Here is a 17251-nt window from a genome sequence, read left to right as displayed (position 1 = left end):
CGTTTATATTTCTCCCAAAACTTTTTTCGCTCTTATTAGTACTGCAAAGTTTAGAAATAAATTCTAAAAAAAAAAATCTATTTCGACTTGTATTTTTCAAATAAATTTATCTCTCTTAATTTCAATAATTTAATCTATAAACCTAACATTCAACGCATTACGATTTCAACCATAGAAAAATTAAACTAAAAGCCTAATTTCTATTATCATTTTGTCAGAAACCCGTTTATGAATGTCAGGCAATTAAGAACACCTATTCTTCTTATAAAGAAGAAATTATGGCAATGCTCTGAACCATCTCTACAAACATCCCAAAAACAGAAAGACAAAAAGCAAAATTTTTCATTTTATCTAATGCATCAGAATACAGAGAAGTGAACATAGCGCTTCGGATTCTCACGTAAATCAAGCAGAAGTTTTGACGCATTGTCGGAAGTACTGTTCAGATTATCGTACAGAGCCCTATCGTTCAGGAGTAAACCTAAGGTATTATCCTTTGAATTAAACTTCTCAGTCGTCACTTTCAAGTTAGCCAAAGTAGCATTAATGCTTTCAACAGTTGATTGTAAATCCAAAGTTTTCAATTCACCACTGACATCCGAGAAATTGGCTGTTATGGTTTTCAGGTTTGTCACAATCACCGGCACATCACTCGATAACAACTGATTTAACTGGCGAGTAGAAACCTCCAAGTTGGCTGTAGACTTTTCTACATGTTCCAAAGACTGAGTCAAAGCTGGATGATTTACGATCTTTTCAAGTCCGCCTAAAATGGAATCAATCTTCGGCAACATGGCTTCTACCGAAGGCAGCAAGTCTTCCTGAACGGATTGCATCATATCTTCTGTCATCCGACCTTCAATCGTATCTCCCGGTTTGTAATATTCCGAAACATACTTGTTCAAATGGATATGAAGCTCAGCTCCACCTAAGAAACTGTTGACGATGCTGATATAGCTTCCTTTATTTATTTTCATTTCTTCTTCCAAGCTGATGTCTACGATTATTTTATCTTTTGATTCATAATCGTATCGAATCTCACGAACCAAACCCACTTTGAATCCTTCCACATAAACCGGGCTGGAAATTGTGACTCCTTTCACATTCGTAAAAGCAACTTCATAGTGATTTACAGGCTTAAATAGATTAATGCCTTTCAAATAATTGATTCCGAAATAAAGTAAGATCAGGCTGATAATAGAGACTAATCCAATCTTTGCTTCCTTGGTGAATACTTTTTTCATCTTGTTATCCTGTTATTTTTTTAGTTTCAAATTAATTATTTACTTGTTTTCCATCCTTAAAAACGACAATATAAGCGTCTTTAAAGTCTTTTACAACGCTACGCCACAATTTCTTTATTTCGTTGTAACTGGACGTTGACCCGTAAAAGTATTTATAAAATCGCCTTCCTTCTACACACTCAACAGGTTCGTACCCTTTGAACAAGCGGGAATTAGCCGATAACTTCTTATCAGATGTCAGAATTTGAATCTTATATAAAGTTCCCGAAGAGGTCTGATTCGAAATCTGCTGTTCACTGTTTCTTTTTGAATCTGACTGAGCGGCCATACGTGCCTTCTTCTTTCTCAGTATATCTTCCTCACTTCCTGCCGGCGGATTATCATCTGTATCATAATCGGTAGCAGAAGAAGCAAAGTCTGCAGCATAATCATCCGCCGCTGGCTCCACAACATCCCAGCTTTTTCCAAACGAAGTACCCTGGCGGGCATCATATTCCCGTTTATAGCGGTCAAAAGCATTTGATATAGCCTTGGCCAGCTGTTGTTGTCCGGATTCTGAAGCCAAGTAACGTTCTTCTTCTCTATTTGAGATAAAGCCCACTTCAATCAGGACGCTTGGCATACTGGTCTTTCTCAAAACCAGAAAACCGGCCTGTCTGACACCTCTGTCATCTCGCCTGGAAGAAGCGAAACACGTTTGTATGTCGGAGGCTAATGCAATACTCTGCTGCATGTGTTTATTCTGGATAAACTCAAATATGATATATGATTCCGTTGAATTAGGATCAAATCCCTCATATTTCTGTTCGTAATTATCCTCTAACAAGATAGCTGAATTTTCCCGCATAGCGACTGCCAGATTTTCTTCCGTACGGGCCAAACCTAACGTATATGTTTCAGTTCCTTTTGCCTGATTACCCTTAGCTACTGAGTTCGTATGAATGGATATAAACAAATCGGCTTTGTTCCGATTGGCTATTTCGGCCCGTTCATCCAGTTCTACAAATTTGTCAGTACTACGCGTATAAACAATCCTCACATCGGAATGTTTACTCGCAATAAGTTTCCCCAATTTCAAAGCGATAGATAAATTTATTGCTTTTTCATTGATGATTTTCCCCCGTGCACCTGGATCTTTTCCTCCATGCCCAGCATCAATCACAACGACAAAATCCTTTACAGCTGCCTGTAAGACTACTGGAACAACCATAAAAAGAGATGCAAATGATATAATATACAATAATTTACGAATCACTTTCTGAAGTTTCTGAAAATTCGGTCACAAAGGTAATGTTTTTTTAATTTGACTGGTAATACTTTAGATATAATTAAGAGCTACCCCTGACTACCTCCTGACCAATATCCTACTATATTTTAATTGTTTGACATCTGTCGAAAAGCTTTTTCATATATGTGGTAAAGCTTTTTGACAGATATGAAAAAGCTTTATCATATATGTCAAAAACACAAAAGACAACGAATAAATATTATTTCGATATATTTTCACATCCAAACAAACCAATTTCAAACTAAAAACACTACATTTGCCGAAAAACAACAGCATTATGAAGAAAACAATACATTTAATTTTAGGCATTCTCTGTTTTATACCGAGTTTATTTGCCCAAACAACATTCGACACTTACTTTGAGAGGAAGAGTCTGCGAATTGATTTTTCTTTAAGTGGAAACGCTAAGGAACAGTCGGCCGCCATTGAACAGTTACGAAAGGAACCGGTCTGGGGCGGACCTTTAAATAACTTGATCGATCAATTTTATTATGGAGGTTATTACGTAAACATCTATGATAAAGCGACAGACAAATTGATCTACTCGCGCGGATTCAATACATTGTTTGAAGAATGGAGAACGACAGATCAGGCAAAAACCGAAACACAAGCCTGGACAAACAGCGTATCGGTCCCTTATCCGAAGAATCCTATCGTTATGGAACTGACGGCACGCGACCGGAGCGACATGCAGTTTCATACCTTATTAAAGATGGATATCGATCCGAGCAGTATCTTTATTGACCAGGGAAACTTAAAGGCAAACCGGGTAACTCCTATTCTTAGCAACGGCGATTCGAATGAAAAAGTAGACCTTGTCTTCTTGGCTGAAGGCTACACCGCTGCCGAACAAGATAAATTCGTAGCCGATGCCAAACGATTCATGGAAGCTTTGTTCAAAACTCCACCATACGACCAGCGCAAAAATGACTTTAACGTATGGGCAGTTGGCAGTGTTTCGGAAGAATCGGGTACCGACAGCTCTGGTAAAGGCATCTTTAAAAACACCATTTTCAATACAGGCTATTACACATTTGGTATTGACCGGTACCTGACTACCCGTGACATGAAGTCTATCCGTGATGCAGTCTGGAATGTTCCGACAGATGCAATCTTCATCTTAATTAATGCGGATACATATGGAGGCGGAGGAATGTATAACTTCTATGCCTGTGGTACAGCCGATCATCCTAAGACTCCGGTGGTATTTACCCATGAATTCGGACATAGTTTTGCCGGACTTGCCGACGAATACTTCTCATCTGAAGTAGCTTATAACGACTTCTATAATCTGAAATTTGAACCTTGGGAACCCAATATTACCACATTGGTCAACTTCGAATCAAAATGGAAAGATTTATTGCCTGCCGGCACACCTATTCCAACGCCATTAGATGATGCCCATAAAGATAAATGTGGAGTATTCGAAGGCGGAGGTTATTTGTCAAAAGGTATATATCGCCCGGTAGATCACTGCATGATGCGCGACTATGCACCTTTCTGTCCGGCCTGCACAAGAGCAATCAACCGGATGATTGACTATTTCTGCGACAAAAAATACTAACAGCAAACAGATTTACTTCTGATAACCCTAAAAAGGAAGTCTTCCGTCAAACGAAAGATTTCCTTTTTTTATGGAATAGCATGAATCTTTCCCTTGCCAATATTATAAATCCAAGTAAAATCCTTATCTTTGCAAGATAAAACTTTCATCCAGTAAATAAATAGAATCTTATGGCAATTTACTTAAATGATGTATCAAGAACTTTTGGTGAATACTTGCTTATTCCTGGGTTAACAACAAAAGAATGTACTCCGGCGAATGTATCGCTAAAAACTCCACTTGTTAAACACAAAGCAGGCGAAAAAGCCGCTATCGAACTGAATATTCCGTTTGTATCAGCTATCATGCAATCTGTTTCTGGCCCGGATTTGGCTATCGAACTCGCTCGCAACGGCGGTTTGTCATTTATATTCGGATCTCAGACAATCGAAAGCCAGGCTGAAATGGTTCGTAAGGTAAAGAAGTTCAAAGCTGGATTCGTTGTTAGTGATTCAAACTTGACTCCCAACCATACATTAAAGGATGTAATCGCACTGGTAAAAAAGACAGGACACTCAACCATCGGTATTACAGAAGATGGAACGCCTAACGGGAAATTACTGGGTATGGTAACAAGCAGAGATTATCGCGTTGAAAAAGATGATCCGGCTACTCCAGTAAAAGAATTTATGACTCCATTCTCAAAGCTTATCGTTGGAGAATTAGGAGTTACATTAAAAGAAGCCAATCAAATCATCTGGGAACACAAATTAAACACACTGCCAATTATTGATCAGAATCAGAATCTGCAATATTTTGTATTCCGCAAAGATTACGACAGTCATCACGAAAATCCCAATGAATTGTCAGGTAAAGATAAAACATTGCTGGTCGGTGCCGGTATCAATACACGTGATTATAAAGAACGTGTTCCTGCATTGGTTGAAGCCGGTGTTGATGTAGTTTGTATCGACTCTTCTGACGGCTATTCTGAATGGCAATCTGATACGCTTCACTGGATCAAAGAAACCTATGGCGACAAGTTGCTGGTTGGTGCCGGTAATGTAGTTGATCAGGAAGGTTTCAACTACCTCGTAGAAGCCGGAGCCGATTTCGTTAAAGTTGGTATCGGAGGCGGTTCTATCTGTATCACCCGTGAGCAGAAAGGTATTGGCCGTGGTCAAGCTACAGCTTTGATCGACGTAGCCAGAGCTCGCGATGCTTACTATGAAAAGACAGGAATCTATGTACCTATCTGCAGCGATGGTGGTCTTGTTCACGACTACCACATGGTATTAGCTTTAGCTATGGGTGCTGACTTCCTGATGATGGGTCGTTATTTTGCCCGCTTCGATGAATCACCTACCAAGAAGCTTAAAATAGGAAACAACTTCGTAAAAGAATATTGGGGCGAAGGTTCTAACCGTGCTAAAAACTGGCAGCGTTATGACATGGGCGGAAATGAAGCACTGAAATTTGAAGAAGGTGTTGACAGCTACGTTCCATACGCAGGTAAGATGAAAGACAACCTCGAAGTAACTTTAGGTAAAATCAAGGCAACCATGTGCAGTTGTGGTTCAATCACAATTGAACAGCTGCAGAAGAGTGCTAAAATTACGTTGGTTTCTTCTACTTCAATTGTAGAAGGTGGAGCTCACGACGTTATTCTGAAAGATCAGAATTAATTCCAGATAAATATAAAAACAAGTGTATCGAACCAATTGAGATATGGGTTTGATACACTTGTTTTTTTATGTCTAAACAGGCCGTTAATACAAACTGAAATCTTGGGGTTTGATCACAAAGCCTACCCGAAGCATGTTTTTATATTGATTATACTCCAATAAATTCTCGCCATAACCATTATAATACTGAATAAAGAAGAACTGATTTTCCCGTTTGTTAAACTTATAACTTAATTCAAGTTGCGTATTAAAACCAAACCAGGCCTTCCTCTGTGTAATCAAGGCTCCAATCTGCAAGCGTTTATTACAAGTCCGATAATTTACCGCAAATTGAAAGATACCGTTATATTTCAGGATATCTTTATTGTTTTCACCATCAATAATTGGAATCCAGGTTTTAAACTGTGTTTCCCAATTATCATTTAAGACCAAAGCACACGAAAACGTTATCTTATTCCAACTTCGAGAATCGATGCTGTCTCTCCCATTCGATTCATGTTCCAACATCAAATAAGCTTTTCCGATATATTTGTTATGCCGGATAATCAGATGTCCTAATCCAATTCCGGGATTAAAGTTCAGATCACGCATAGGAAGCGATTCACGGAATACATCCCAAAAAGCTTTCTGCGTATATTGAATGAATAAATAAGAATCGAAAGGGAGTTTACTTTTCGTCAGCCTTTGGGAAATACTCAATTGAAACTTTACATCCGAATTATGGCCCGTCGGCTTGGTACCTAAAGGAATACCGCCTGAAAAATAGTTATCACGGAACAACGTAAAATAAGGCATCTTGTCTAATACAGCACGCACACTATCCGCATTGTACCTTACCTTCACGTCTACGTTTTTCTCCTCCAAAATCTGCCCCCATGATAAGGACACAAAGAAACACATGCACACAAGAATAATAAACCGTTTCATCTCTCTTTAACCTATTTTCTTACGGACCCAAAGTTATTAAGAATAAAATCAGCCCAGAAAACGGACAAAATGTAAAAGTGTTCTATTTGTACGCGTTATTGTGCACTTTGGATTTTATTGTAAATTTGTTCTCTCAAAACAGACTAAAAGGAAAATGGAAAATCTATCAACGTACTATCAAGAGCTCATACATACACTTACTATCGAGAAAAATCAATTGAACCGGACAATCCATATCATCGGAACCATTCGATTACTATTGGTTATCGGAGCCTTGCTTCTCCTATACTTATTCTACCACGAAGGCTGGCAGATTATCGTTGGAATCATCTTACTTTTCGGACTACCTTTCATCGGATTGATGATCTTCCACAACCGGTTATTCTTCAAACGGAAATACATTGATACCCGATGCGAACTTGTATCCAACGAATTGAAGGGCCTTGACCTCGACTATCAGGCATTCGATGGTGGTTCGGAATTTATTGAAGGAGGACATTCTTTCGCTTTAGATCTGGACCTATTCGGGAACAAATCTCTTTTCCAAGCTATCAACCGGACTGTCACCGTAGAAGGAAAAAAGCGATTAGCCACGTGGCTCAAACAGCCATTAGACCAGAAAAACGATATATATCAACGGCAAGAAGCCATTCAGGAGTTAGCCAAGCAGCCAGAACAATTCCAACATTTCTATACCAACGGGAAAATGGCTCAAGAGGAAAGCAACAGCCTGCATAAGATGAAAGATCTGAGTCAGGAAACTTCGTTCTTCAGCCAAAGCACATTTTGGAGAATCATGATTTGGGTCATACCCATAGGTTGGATATTATTAGTAATCGGTCATGTTGTGGCCGGCATAGCAGAGAAATGGTTCGGAATTTATATAGCTTTTTGTCTGGTCGTCGGTTATTGGCGTGCCAAAGAAGTGAACCGGCTTTATCAGTCTGTCGATAAAATGGAACTTATATTCAATGGATATGCGAATCTGATCAAGTGCATTGAAGAAAGAGATTTTTCCTCGTCTTTATTACGGCAGCTAAAACAGTGTTTCCAACGTAACAACCAATCAGCTTCCGTATCCTTGAAACAACTATCGCACCACATCGGAGCATTGAACCAGCGCTTTAGTCTGGCCGGTGTTCTATTGAATCTATTTTGTTTACGCGACATTCGCCACGCCATCGCTCTGGAAAGATGGAGAGAGCGGCATCAATCCGATATGTTATCTTGGATAGAAACGCTGGGAACCTTCGACGCGTTCTATTCCTTAGGTAACTTTGCCTTCAACCATCCGAAATATGTTTATCCAGAAATAGCGGATACATATTTCCAGATGCAAGGGAAAGGACTCGGGCATCCGCTAATGAAAGCGGATATCTGCGTAACCAATGATATTGATATACCCCGGAAGCCCTGGTTCCTGATTATTACCGGAGCCAACATGGCTGGAAAAAGTACCTATCTGCGGACCATCGGTGTCAATTATTTACTGGCATGTACGGGTTTGCCTGTCTGTGCGGAGAAACTGGTAGTTTATCCTGCCCATCTGGTAACCAGCTTACGGACTTCAGACTCGCTGTCTGAAAACGAATCCTATTTCTTTGCGGAATTAAAACGGCTGAAAATGATTATCGACCGTTTGCAATCAGGAGAAAAGCTATTTATTATATTGGATGAAATCCTTAAAGGAACCAATTCCATTGACAAGCAAAAAGGATCATTAGCCTTAATGAAACAACTGATAGCCAACCAGAGTTGCGGCATCATTGCTACGCACGACCTGGTATTGGGAACTTTGGAGCAAGAGTTTCCCGAACAAATCAAGAATTTCTGTTTTGAAGCTGACATCCAAAATGAAGAACTCAGCTTTTCGTACCGGATGCGGCCTGGAATCGCACAGAACATGAATGCTTGCTTCCTAATGAAAAAAATGGGAATAACCGTCTGACCAGGTTATTCCCACATTTTATACATCATTTATTTCTTGCCATATTGGGCCTTGATGCTTGGCAAGGCTTTCTCAATATCAGCGATTCGAGTCGCATCGCTGGGATGCGTACTCATAAACTCGGGCACTTTACCGTTTGATCCCGCCGACATTTTCTGCCAAAAGCCAACCGCGACATCCGGATTATAACCAGCCATCGTCATCAGGACAAGTCCCATATAATCGGCTTCCGTTTCATGTTTCCTTGAAAAAGGTAACATCACACCGTACTGTGCTCCTAATCCGTAAACCGTACCGGCAACCTGCTGCACTGCCGCGCTCTTATTTGCCACTGCCGCACTAAGAATAGCACTTCCATACTGTGCCACAATCTGCTGACTCATACGTTCATTGCTATGTTTTGCCACGGCATGAGCCACTTCATGTCCTATCACAACAGCCAGTTCATCATCCGACGATACCAGATTCATCAATCCTTCATATACAACAATCTTTCCTCCCGGCATGCAGAAAGCATTTACCTGATCATCTTTGACCAGATTAAATTCCCACGAGAAATTCTGGATTTCGCTCTCCAGACCATTCTGTTTCAGATAAGCTTCAGTAGCTGCCGCAATCTTCTTCCCTACACGAGTCACCATACTGGCATCCTTGGTTGAAGTTGACTTTTTGGCAGTCTTCATATAATCTGAATACTGCGTCAAACTGGCGGACAGAACCTCTTGGTCACTTACCAGCAACAATTGTTTACGACCGGTTAATGGGACACTTCCACAACCGTATAACATAAACAATACTCCCATTGATAAAATCCACTTTTTCATATTCATATTATAGATCATTTATCGGTTCCTCTTTGTTGGACTATCCGGTTTTATTTACCTCCGGCAGGCAAATGCTCCAGCCAGTACTTAGCCATCGATTTACGTAAATGCAGACTGGTACCCTTACGCTCATAGATTCCATGACTACGCATCGGGTAACTGATCTGCGAGAACATCTTGCCATATTCTACCAATTTATCTACAAGCATCTCACAGCTCTGATAGTGTACATTGTCGTCGCCCGTTCCGTGGATTAACAGCAAATTACCTTCCAACCCGTTGGCATACGTAATCGGAGAACCTTTCCGGTATCCTTCCGGATTATTCTGAGGTGTATTCATATACCGCTCCTGGTAAATCGTATCATACAAACGCTGATCAGATACGAAGGCAATAGCTATACCCGTATGGAATACCGAAGGATAACGGAACATACAATTCAATGTCTGGCTGCCGCCACCACTCCAGCCGGTAATACCGATACGGCTCAAGTCAATGAACGGATACTGACGGGCCAGATCCTGAATACCTCTTGCCTGATCTTCGCACGCAAAGGTTCCGACTTCTCCATAGATACATTTACGCCATTCACGGCCTCGGGGAGCATTGGCTCCACGGTTTTCGATACTAACATAAATATATCCCTGATTTACCATATACTGATTCCATAAATCTCCACCAGACCAGACATCCTGAACCGTTGAACCTGCCGGCTCTCCGTAGACTTCGATAATCACCGGATACTTCTTGTTCGGATCAAAGTTCACAGGCTTGATCATACATACATCGAGCATCAGGTCTCCACTTTTGGCTTTTACAAATTCTTTCGGGTTCAGTCCTAAAGCCTTGTATTGTGCTTTCGCTTCCGCATTATCTTCGATCATACGTACCGACTTATGTCCCGGGAAAGAAACCATATCTATCACCGGAGGCGTTACGGCGTTACTGAACGTGTGTACAGCCCACTTTCCTGTCGGCGACATGGAATAACTATGCTGGCCGGCCTCATCCATCGGGCTCTCCCGCTTTACTTCTCCCTTACCAAACAACTTGGCACTGTACAGATAGCGTTGGGTATAATTATCAGGAGAAGCGATAAAATAAACCAGCCCTTTCTTCATATCCATACCCACTGTCGAGATATAATCAAAATCTCCGGCTGTAATCGGTTGGATATCTTTTCCATCGCGGCTCACCCGATACAAATGACGCCAACCGCTCCGTTCGCTTTCCCAAGTAAAATACTGATTGTCTTTCAACCAACGAATATGATCGTTCGTTTCAACCCAGGCTTTATCCTCGTCGGTAAAAATATGCTTTGGCTGGCTGCTCCCGATCTGAGCAATCCACACCTTATTGGTATTCTGCGGACGGTTCAGCTGCTGAATAAACAATTCATTGCTATTCGGGATAAATTCCATGCGTGGAATATAATGATTTCTCGGATCACCCGGAATATCAATCCACGTTGTTGCACCGCCATTCACCGGTACATATCCTACCTTCACTGCCGAATTGGTCGTTCCTGCCTTCGGATAAGGGAAATGAAGAATCTTGGGATACAATGAATCTACATTATCAATGATATCAAACACGCCCGTACCTTCGGTATCACTCTGCCAATACGCAATATATTGTCCGTCCGGACTCCAACGGAAACCGTCACGACAACCAAACTCTTCTTCATACACCCAGTCGAATGTACCGTTGACAATAGTCTCGCTACCATCCGTTGTCAGTTGTTTAACCGACTGAGATGTGAGATCTTCCACATAAATATTATTTTCTGACACATAAGCCACCTTGGATGCATCCGGCGAAAATTTGGCAAACATCAAAGAAGATTCCGGACGATCCTTTCCGATCTGACGGAAACTTTTATCAGACAAATCCAATACCCAATAATCGCCTCTTGTATCATATCTCCATACACGCTGTGTATTGGTATAAACCAAGACCTTGCTGTTATCTGCACTCCACGAGATGCTCCTTACTGGAACTGACTTTCCTGTTGCTTTATCGACAAACCACGATGCCGGAATCAATACTTCCCGCTCGTTGTCTTTCGCCCGATAAGAAACGATATCCGTACCGCCCTGTTCCGGATTGGCTTCCACGCGGCTGTAATGTTCGCCGTCTTTCAGCCAGCTCATCGCTCCCATACCTTTTGTCTGAATAACCTTACCCGCAACAGCATCTTCCAGATTTAATTGCACTTGCGCCTGCGATCCTCCGCCTAACAGCAAAAGGATCGCAGTCAACCATCCTGTCCACTTCATGATATTTATCCTTTTGTCAATTATTACTTAAATTTATCTACCGTAAAGATAATTCTATTTTCTTTTCAATCGATCTTTTTTCAAGTAAAATCTATATTCACTAACCATTTTCTTCCAATCCGCCCTTCTTGACGAGACACGGACCTTGAATCACCTCATCTATCAGATAACCAATAAAATAAAACAGACATGAATGATCTTTCAACAAACAAATAACAAGAAATACTTCAAAAGACGATGCCTTTCCAAACAAAACCAACGAAAACCGAAAACGATTCTCACGGGTTTCGTTTTTGATTCCCGTAAGTTTCTATTCCAAAACACGCCGGCTTTTCATCAAAACACGCCGGCTTTTACCGAAAAGCCGGCGCGTTTTAGAACAAAAACAGGCAGCAAATATATTCCCGTTCTATATCCTTATAAAAAAGGCAGTTATCGCTTCATCCCAAAATACAGATGAAGCAATAACTGCCTAACTATCCTTATTGATTATCTTACCTTATTTGATATGAAGTTTATCCTTGATAGCCTGAGGAAGAGCATCCTTGTGAACAACAATATTCATTGTCTTATACTTCACAAAGTTCTCAGAGATGTACCAAGTTCCTTTGTATTTATTATCAGTTCCCCAAGAGTTCTTGATCATATAGAACTTCTTTCCGGTCTGATCTTTAGCAATACCGTAAATCTGCATACCATGATCGTCGGTAGTTTCGTAATTATCATAAGCCTGCTGACGCATTTCTTGCGTAATTTCCAGCTCTTTGCAAGGTTTCTCCATCATCTTCTTGATTTCGGCATCCTTTTCAGAAGTACTCAAACCCAACCAGCGATCCTGATCAGAACCACTGCGTTCCATTGATTCGATATCAGGAATTACACCGATACCATTACGGGTAAAGCCCTTTTCACTTACATCCGAACCCCAGGCAATTGTATATCCGGTGTTGATTGCATTGTCAAATACCTGCATCAATTCATCGATCGGAAGATTATACGAATCAGCCCAACGCCAGTTATCTTCTACTTCGATAGGGAATTCTGTATAGAACGGATGGTGTGTATAAGAAGTCAATGATACATAATCGTCCGGATTAATACCTAATTCAGCAGCAAAGCTCTTCGGTGTATATTCCTTTCCGTTGTAAGTAAATTTCTCAGGAGCTGTACCTAAATAAGCATCAATAATTCCATCAAAACCTTTTTTCCAAGCGGTAGAAAGTTTGCGGTTCGGATTCTTGATGATCTCATCCAGATAAGCACGTGATGCACTTTCCAATTCATTATGAACGTGCATGTCTTCACCATATTGCAAACCGTTCATCACTGATTCCGGAACAATACCATATTCTTTCCAAGCCTGAAGTACATCTTCAAATGAACCGCCCTGTGCATAGTTTAATTTACCATGCAGACGAACAAACTTTTCAGCTTTGTCTTTATAGTTCTTGCTGACAATAAACATTTCAGACAAATCGTACTCGCCTTTGCCCATACGCAACAACTCTGATTCCAAGAATCCCAGCGTAGAGAAACACCAGCATGTACCTGTACGGTTCTGATTCTTCACCGGAGTTATCTTTAACTCTTTCACCGTAGTGAATACATATCCTTCGTCTTCTGTCTTCTTTTTATCCTTTGCAGAGACGGATGAAAGCGCGAATGCAAGCATCAGCGCAGATACAAAAAATTTCTTCATGACATGATGAATATTAAATTAAAACAATTTAGTCAGCAAATATACAAAAATGTATGGATTATGCAAATCCAGTCTTTATTTGCTCTTTATCTGCACAGAAAGAAACAAGCTTTCACCGTATATTTTTGCTGAGTACTTTCCGTATAGTTTCTTCCGGCAATCCGCGACGGGCCGCGTAATCTTTGGCTTGAGCCTCATCAATCTTACCGATCATGAAATATTCACTTTGCGGATGTGCCAAATAAAAACCACTGACAGATGCGGTCGGAGCCATCGCTCCGTTTTCCGTCAGCTGAATTCCTATCTGCGATAAATCTAACAGCTTGTCCAACTCAAAGTTCAACAACTGATCCGGCAACGAAGGATAACCGACAGCCGGACGAATACCCTGATATTTCACCTTAAACATATCTTCCATCGAAAGATGTTCATCCGGAGCATATCCCCAGTATTCTTTCCGCACCTTTTCGTGTAAATATTCTGCCGTCGCTTCCGCCAGCCGGTCGGTCAATGTCTGCAGCAACATGGCATGATAAGCGTCATTGTCCTGTTCAAACTCAGTCTTCAGCTTTTCATATCCAGCTCCACCGGTCACGGCAAAAGCGCCGATATAATCTTTCTTTCCGGCCGACTTCGGCATAATGTAGTCCGCTAATGATTTATAACAGCCATCCCGTTTTACCTGCTGTCTCAGTGTGGGTATCCGAAGATCGTTTACCCAAATATCATCTCCGTCACTTACTGCCGGGAAAAATCCATATACAGCCTTGCAATATTCTACCTTTTCTTTCGCCAGACGAGTCAACAGACGTTGGGCATCCTTAAACAGTTGCATTGCTTCGGCAGCCTTAGCCCGTTCTTTTTCCGGGAATCCAGCCAGCCACATGGCCCGACAGGAATCACATCCATGAATACGGGAAATCTCGTCGAACCGTCCCGTCAATCTCCAGGCATGGAAAAAGAAGGTCCAATGAATATAAGGAATAATCTCTTCAATTGGAATGAAAGGAAGGACATGCACTCCCATCTGACGAGGCTTAACCGGCTGATAAGAATCCCAATCCAACCGGACAGCCTTCGCCCGCGCTTCCTGCAACGGAACCAGCTCGACCTGTTGTTCTTCCATGGTTTCCCTCAAATCCTGATACTCCTTATTCAAATCTGCCACATAAGCATCGTGCGTAGCCGGATTCAACAGCTTGGCAGCCACCAACGGATTCTGCGAAGCATCCGATACATGAATAACCGTTCCGGTATAATGCGGCGCGATCTTAAAAGCCGTATGCAGTTTGGAAGTAGTAGCTCCGCCCACCATAATAGGAATATGTAATCCGGCCTTTTGCATTTCATCCACTACGTGCACCATTTCGTCCAAAGAAGGCGTAATCAAACCCGACAAACAAAGAATATCCGGTTTCTCTTCCTGCACCGTTTTGATGATGGTCTCGGCAGGAACCATCACGCCCAAGTCGATTACCTCATAATTGTTGCAAGCCAGGACGATTGAAACTATATTCTTTCCGATATCATGCACATCGCCTTTCACCGTCGCAAAAACGACTTTACCAGCCTTAGCAGAAGAAACGGTTTCTTTTTCTGCCTCAATAGCCGGCTGAAGAATGGCAACTGCCTTTTTCATCGTACGGGCTGTCTTCACAACTTGAGGCAAGAACATCTTCCCGGCTCCAAACAAATCGCCCACTTTATTCATGCCGCTCATCAAAGGACCGTCTATAATAGCCACAGCACGCGGATAAACCTGCAAAGCTTCCTGCAAGTCAGTTTCCAGATAGTCGCCAATACCTTTTACCAAAGCATATTCCAACCGATCTGCCAAAGGAAGCGTTCTCCAGACTTCCTGCTGCTGATGATCTGTATTTCCCTGTGCCTGGACATGCAACTGTTGCGCATAAGCAATCAGCTCTTCCGCAGCTTCCGGCCTGCGATACAAGATAACATCTTCCAGCAAATTCCGAAATTCAGGTTCGATATCTTCATACAATACGGAAGTAGAAGGATTAACGATACCCATATCCATGCCTTTTGCTATCGCATGATAGAGGAATACGGCATGCATGGCTTCCCGAACGTAATTATTTCCACGGAAAGAGAAGGACAGGTTACTAATACCACCACTTACTTTCGCGCCAGGCAGATTTTGTTTGATCCACTCGACTGCCCGGATAAAATCCAATGCATAGCGGTTGTGTTCGTCCATTCCGGTTGCAATCGCCAGCACATTCGGATCAAAGATGATATCATTCGGATTAAATCCGATTCCTACAAGCAACTGATAAGCTCGCTGGCAGACTTCTATTTTCCGTTCGAATGTATCAGCCTGACCTTTCTCGTCAAAAGCCATGACAACGGCAGCGGCGCCCAGTTGCTGTACACGACGTGCATGCTGCAAAAAGCTTGCTTCACCTTCCTTCAAGGAGATCGAGTTAACAATACTCTTTCCCTGCACACACATCAAACCGCTTTCGATAACATTCCATTTCGATGAGTCAATCATTACCGGAACACGGGCGATATCAGGTTCTGCGGCAATCAGATTCAAAAAGGTTACCATTTCCTTTTCGGCATCCAATAGTCCGTCGTCCATATTGATATCAATCACTTGCGCTCCGTCTTCCACCTGTTTTCGGGCAATACTCAAAGCTTCCTCATAATTCTTCTCTTTAATGAGGCGAAGGAACTTGCGTGAGCCGGCCACATTACAGCGTTCGCCCACATTGACAAAGTTATTTTCCGGTTTTACCTCCAACAACTCCAGACCGGATAACCACAGACAATCTGGTTTAGGAGCAGGCACATGCGGTTTAGCACCAGCAACCAAAGCCGGAAACTTAGCAATATGCGCCGGTGTCGTACCACAACAGCCACCTAAAATATTGACCAGCCCTTCTTCCACAAAAGGCTTTACATGTTCGGCCATCGTTTCCGGCGTTTCATCATAACTGCCTAAACTGTTCGGTAATCCGGCATTCGGATAAGCACTGATATAATAGGGAGCTACATTGGCCAACTCTTCCAGATAAGGTTTCATATCCGCCGCTCCAAAAGAACAGTTCAACCCGACACTAATAATATGTGTATGCTGAACAGAAGCCAGGAATGCCTTCAACGTCTGTCCGGACAACGTCCGTCCGCCCTGTCCCGCCAACGTCAAAGACAGCATTATCGGCAAGTCGATTCCCTTTTCTTTCAGAACCACTTCAGCAGCTTCCAGTCCGGCTTTGGCATTTAACGTATCAAATGTTGTCTCGAACAAGATAATATCAACACCACCATCAACCAAAGCTTCTACCTGTTCTTTATAAGCAGCATACAAATCCCGGTAAGTCACTGCCCGATAAGCCGGATTACTGACATCCGGACTCATGGATGCCGTCTTATTGGTCGGACCTACCGAACCTGCTACAAATATTGTTTTTCCAGGATGTTCTTTCATGTATGAATCTGCCAGTTCACGCCCTAAACGAGCCGAAGCTAAATTCATTTCCCGGACATATTCCCCCATGCCATAGTCTTCCATCGAGATGGCATTCGCATTGAATGTGTTTGTTGTGAAGATATCAGCACCCGCATCCAGATACTGCCGATGAATATCCCGAATGATATCCGGACGTGTTATACTCAACAGATCATTGTTTCCTTTTAACATACCGGGAAATGCAGCAAACTGCTCTCCCCGATAATCGGCTTCAGTCAAATGATACCCTTGGATCATTGTTCCCATTCCTCCATCTAACAGAAGAATGCGTTCTTGCAAAAGATTCAAAAAGGTTTCTTTATTCATATTCAAATTGTC

Annotated in this window: 10 protein-coding genes; 3 read left to right on the top strand and 7 right to left on the bottom strand. The window is 41.9% G+C overall.

Annotated features, from left to right (window positions below; all coding sequences use genetic code 11):
* Positions 1 to 359: 359 nt before the first annotated feature.
* The gene (locus NEE14_RS15835; protein WP_251966226.1) at positions 360 to 1244 is read right to left on the bottom strand and encodes an MlaD family protein; all 885 of its coding nucleotides are present in this window, start codon (positions 1242 to 1244) and stop codon (positions 360 to 362) included.
* 31 nt (positions 1245 to 1275) lie between these two features.
* The gene (locus tag NEE14_RS15830; RefSeq protein ID WP_251966225.1) at positions 1276 to 2454 is read right to left on the bottom strand and encodes an N-acetylmuramoyl-L-alanine amidase family protein; all 1179 of its coding nucleotides are present in this window, start codon (positions 2452 to 2454) and stop codon (positions 1276 to 1278) included.
* 355 nt (positions 2455 to 2809) lie between these two features.
* On the opposite strand from NEE14_RS15830, the gene NEE14_RS15825 reads away from it, so the two are divergent.
* Both NEE14_RS15825 and NEE14_RS15820 read left to right on the top strand, forming a co-directional pair.
* Positions 2810 to 4096, top strand: coding sequence for a M64 family metallopeptidase (locus NEE14_RS15825; RefSeq protein ID WP_251966224.1), 1287 nt, complete (start codon positions 2810 to 2812; stop codon positions 4094 to 4096).
* 170 nt (positions 4097 to 4266) lie between these two features.
* A complete protein-coding gene (locus tag NEE14_RS15820; RefSeq protein ID WP_251966223.1) occupies positions 4267 to 5760 on the top strand; it encodes an IMP dehydrogenase in 1494 nt (497 codons plus the stop codon).
* Positions 5761 to 5844: 84 nt separating this feature from the next.
* Here NEE14_RS15820 and NEE14_RS15815 read toward each other — a convergent pair whose 3' ends face one another.
* On the bottom strand, positions 5845 to 6687 hold the full coding sequence (locus NEE14_RS15815) for a phospholipase A (protein ID WP_251966222.1): 843 nt from the start codon (positions 6685 to 6687) through the stop codon (positions 5845 to 5847).
* A 154-nt stretch (positions 6688 to 6841) separates the two neighbouring features.
* Here NEE14_RS15815 and NEE14_RS15810 point away from each other — a divergent pair, with 154 nt between their 5' ends.
* A complete protein-coding gene (locus NEE14_RS15810) occupies positions 6842 to 8635 on the top strand; it encodes a MutS-related protein (protein ID WP_251966221.1) in 1794 nt (597 codons plus the stop codon).
* A 29-nt stretch (positions 8636 to 8664) separates the two neighbouring features.
* Here the strand turns inward: NEE14_RS15810 and NEE14_RS15805 are convergent, their stop codons facing one another.
* From NEE14_RS15805 to metH, 4 genes are all read right to left on the bottom strand, one after another.
* Positions 8665 to 9459 carry a M48 family metallopeptidase gene (locus NEE14_RS15805; protein WP_251966348.1) on the bottom strand — a complete coding sequence of 265 codons (795 nt, stop codon included), beginning with the start codon at positions 9457 to 9459 and terminating at the stop codon, positions 8665 to 8667.
* A 50-nt stretch (positions 9460 to 9509) separates the two neighbouring features.
* Positions 9510 to 11738 carry a S9 family peptidase gene (locus NEE14_RS15800; RefSeq protein WP_251966220.1) on the bottom strand — a complete coding sequence of 743 codons (2229 nt, stop codon included), beginning with the start codon at positions 11736 to 11738 and terminating at the stop codon, positions 9510 to 9512.
* Positions 11739 to 12237: 499 nt separating this feature from the next.
* Positions 12238 to 13437, bottom strand: coding sequence for an aminopeptidase C (locus tag NEE14_RS15795; protein WP_251966219.1), 1200 nt, complete (start codon positions 13435 to 13437; stop codon positions 12238 to 12240).
* Positions 13438 to 13549: 112 nt separating this feature from the next.
* On the bottom strand, positions 13550 to 17239 hold the full coding sequence (metH, locus tag NEE14_RS15790; RefSeq protein ID WP_251966218.1) for a methionine synthase: 3690 nt from the start codon (positions 17237 to 17239) through the stop codon (positions 13550 to 13552).
* Positions 17240 to 17251: the final 12 nt, after the last annotated feature.

This window comes from Parabacteroides sp. AD58, from assembly GCF_023744375.2.
GTDB lineage: Bacteria > Bacteroidota > Bacteroidia > Bacteroidales > Tannerellaceae > Parabacteroides > Parabacteroides absconsus.
The sequence above is the reverse complement of the archived record's forward strand: the minus strand, read 5'-3'. Positions and strand labels throughout refer to the sequence as shown.

What these genes read in the sequence shown, in the direction of transcription:
- NEE14_RS15835 (WP_251966226.1), bottom strand. Translation starts at nt 1,244, where the DNA reads ATGAAAAAAGTATTCACCAAGGAAGCAAAGATTGGATTAGTCTCTATT.
- NEE14_RS15830 (WP_251966225.1), bottom strand. Translation starts at nt 2,454, where the DNA reads ATGGTTGTTCCAGTAGTCTTACAGGCAGCTGTAAAGGATTTTGTCGTT.
- NEE14_RS15825 (WP_251966224.1), top strand. Translation starts at nt 2,810, where the DNA reads ATGAAGAAAACAATACATTTAATTTTAGGCATTCTCTGTTTTATACCG.
- NEE14_RS15820 (WP_251966223.1), top strand. Translation starts at nt 4,267, where the DNA reads ATGGCAATTTACTTAAATGATGTATCAAGAACTTTTGGTGAATACTTG.
- NEE14_RS15815 (WP_251966222.1), bottom strand. Translation starts at nt 6,687, where the DNA reads ATGAAACGGTTTATTATTCTTGTGTGCATGTGTTTCTTTGTGTCCTTA.
- NEE14_RS15810 (WP_251966221.1), top strand. Translation starts at nt 6,842, where the DNA reads ATGGAAAATCTATCAACGTACTATCAAGAGCTCATACATACACTTACT.
- NEE14_RS15805 (WP_251966348.1), bottom strand. Translation starts at nt 9,459, where the DNA reads ATGAAAAAGTGGATTTTATCAATGGGAGTATTGTTTATGTTATACGGT.
- NEE14_RS15800 (WP_251966220.1), bottom strand. Translation starts at nt 11,738, where the DNA reads ATGAAGTGGACAGGATGGTTGACTGCGATCCTTTTGCTGTTAGGCGGA.
- NEE14_RS15795 (WP_251966219.1), bottom strand. Translation starts at nt 13,437, where the DNA reads ATGAAGAAATTTTTTGTATCTGCGCTGATGCTTGCATTCGCGCTTTCA.
- metH (WP_251966218.1), bottom strand. Translation starts at nt 17,239, where the DNA reads ATGAATAAAGAAACCTTTTTGAATCTTTTGCAAGAACGCATTCTTCTG.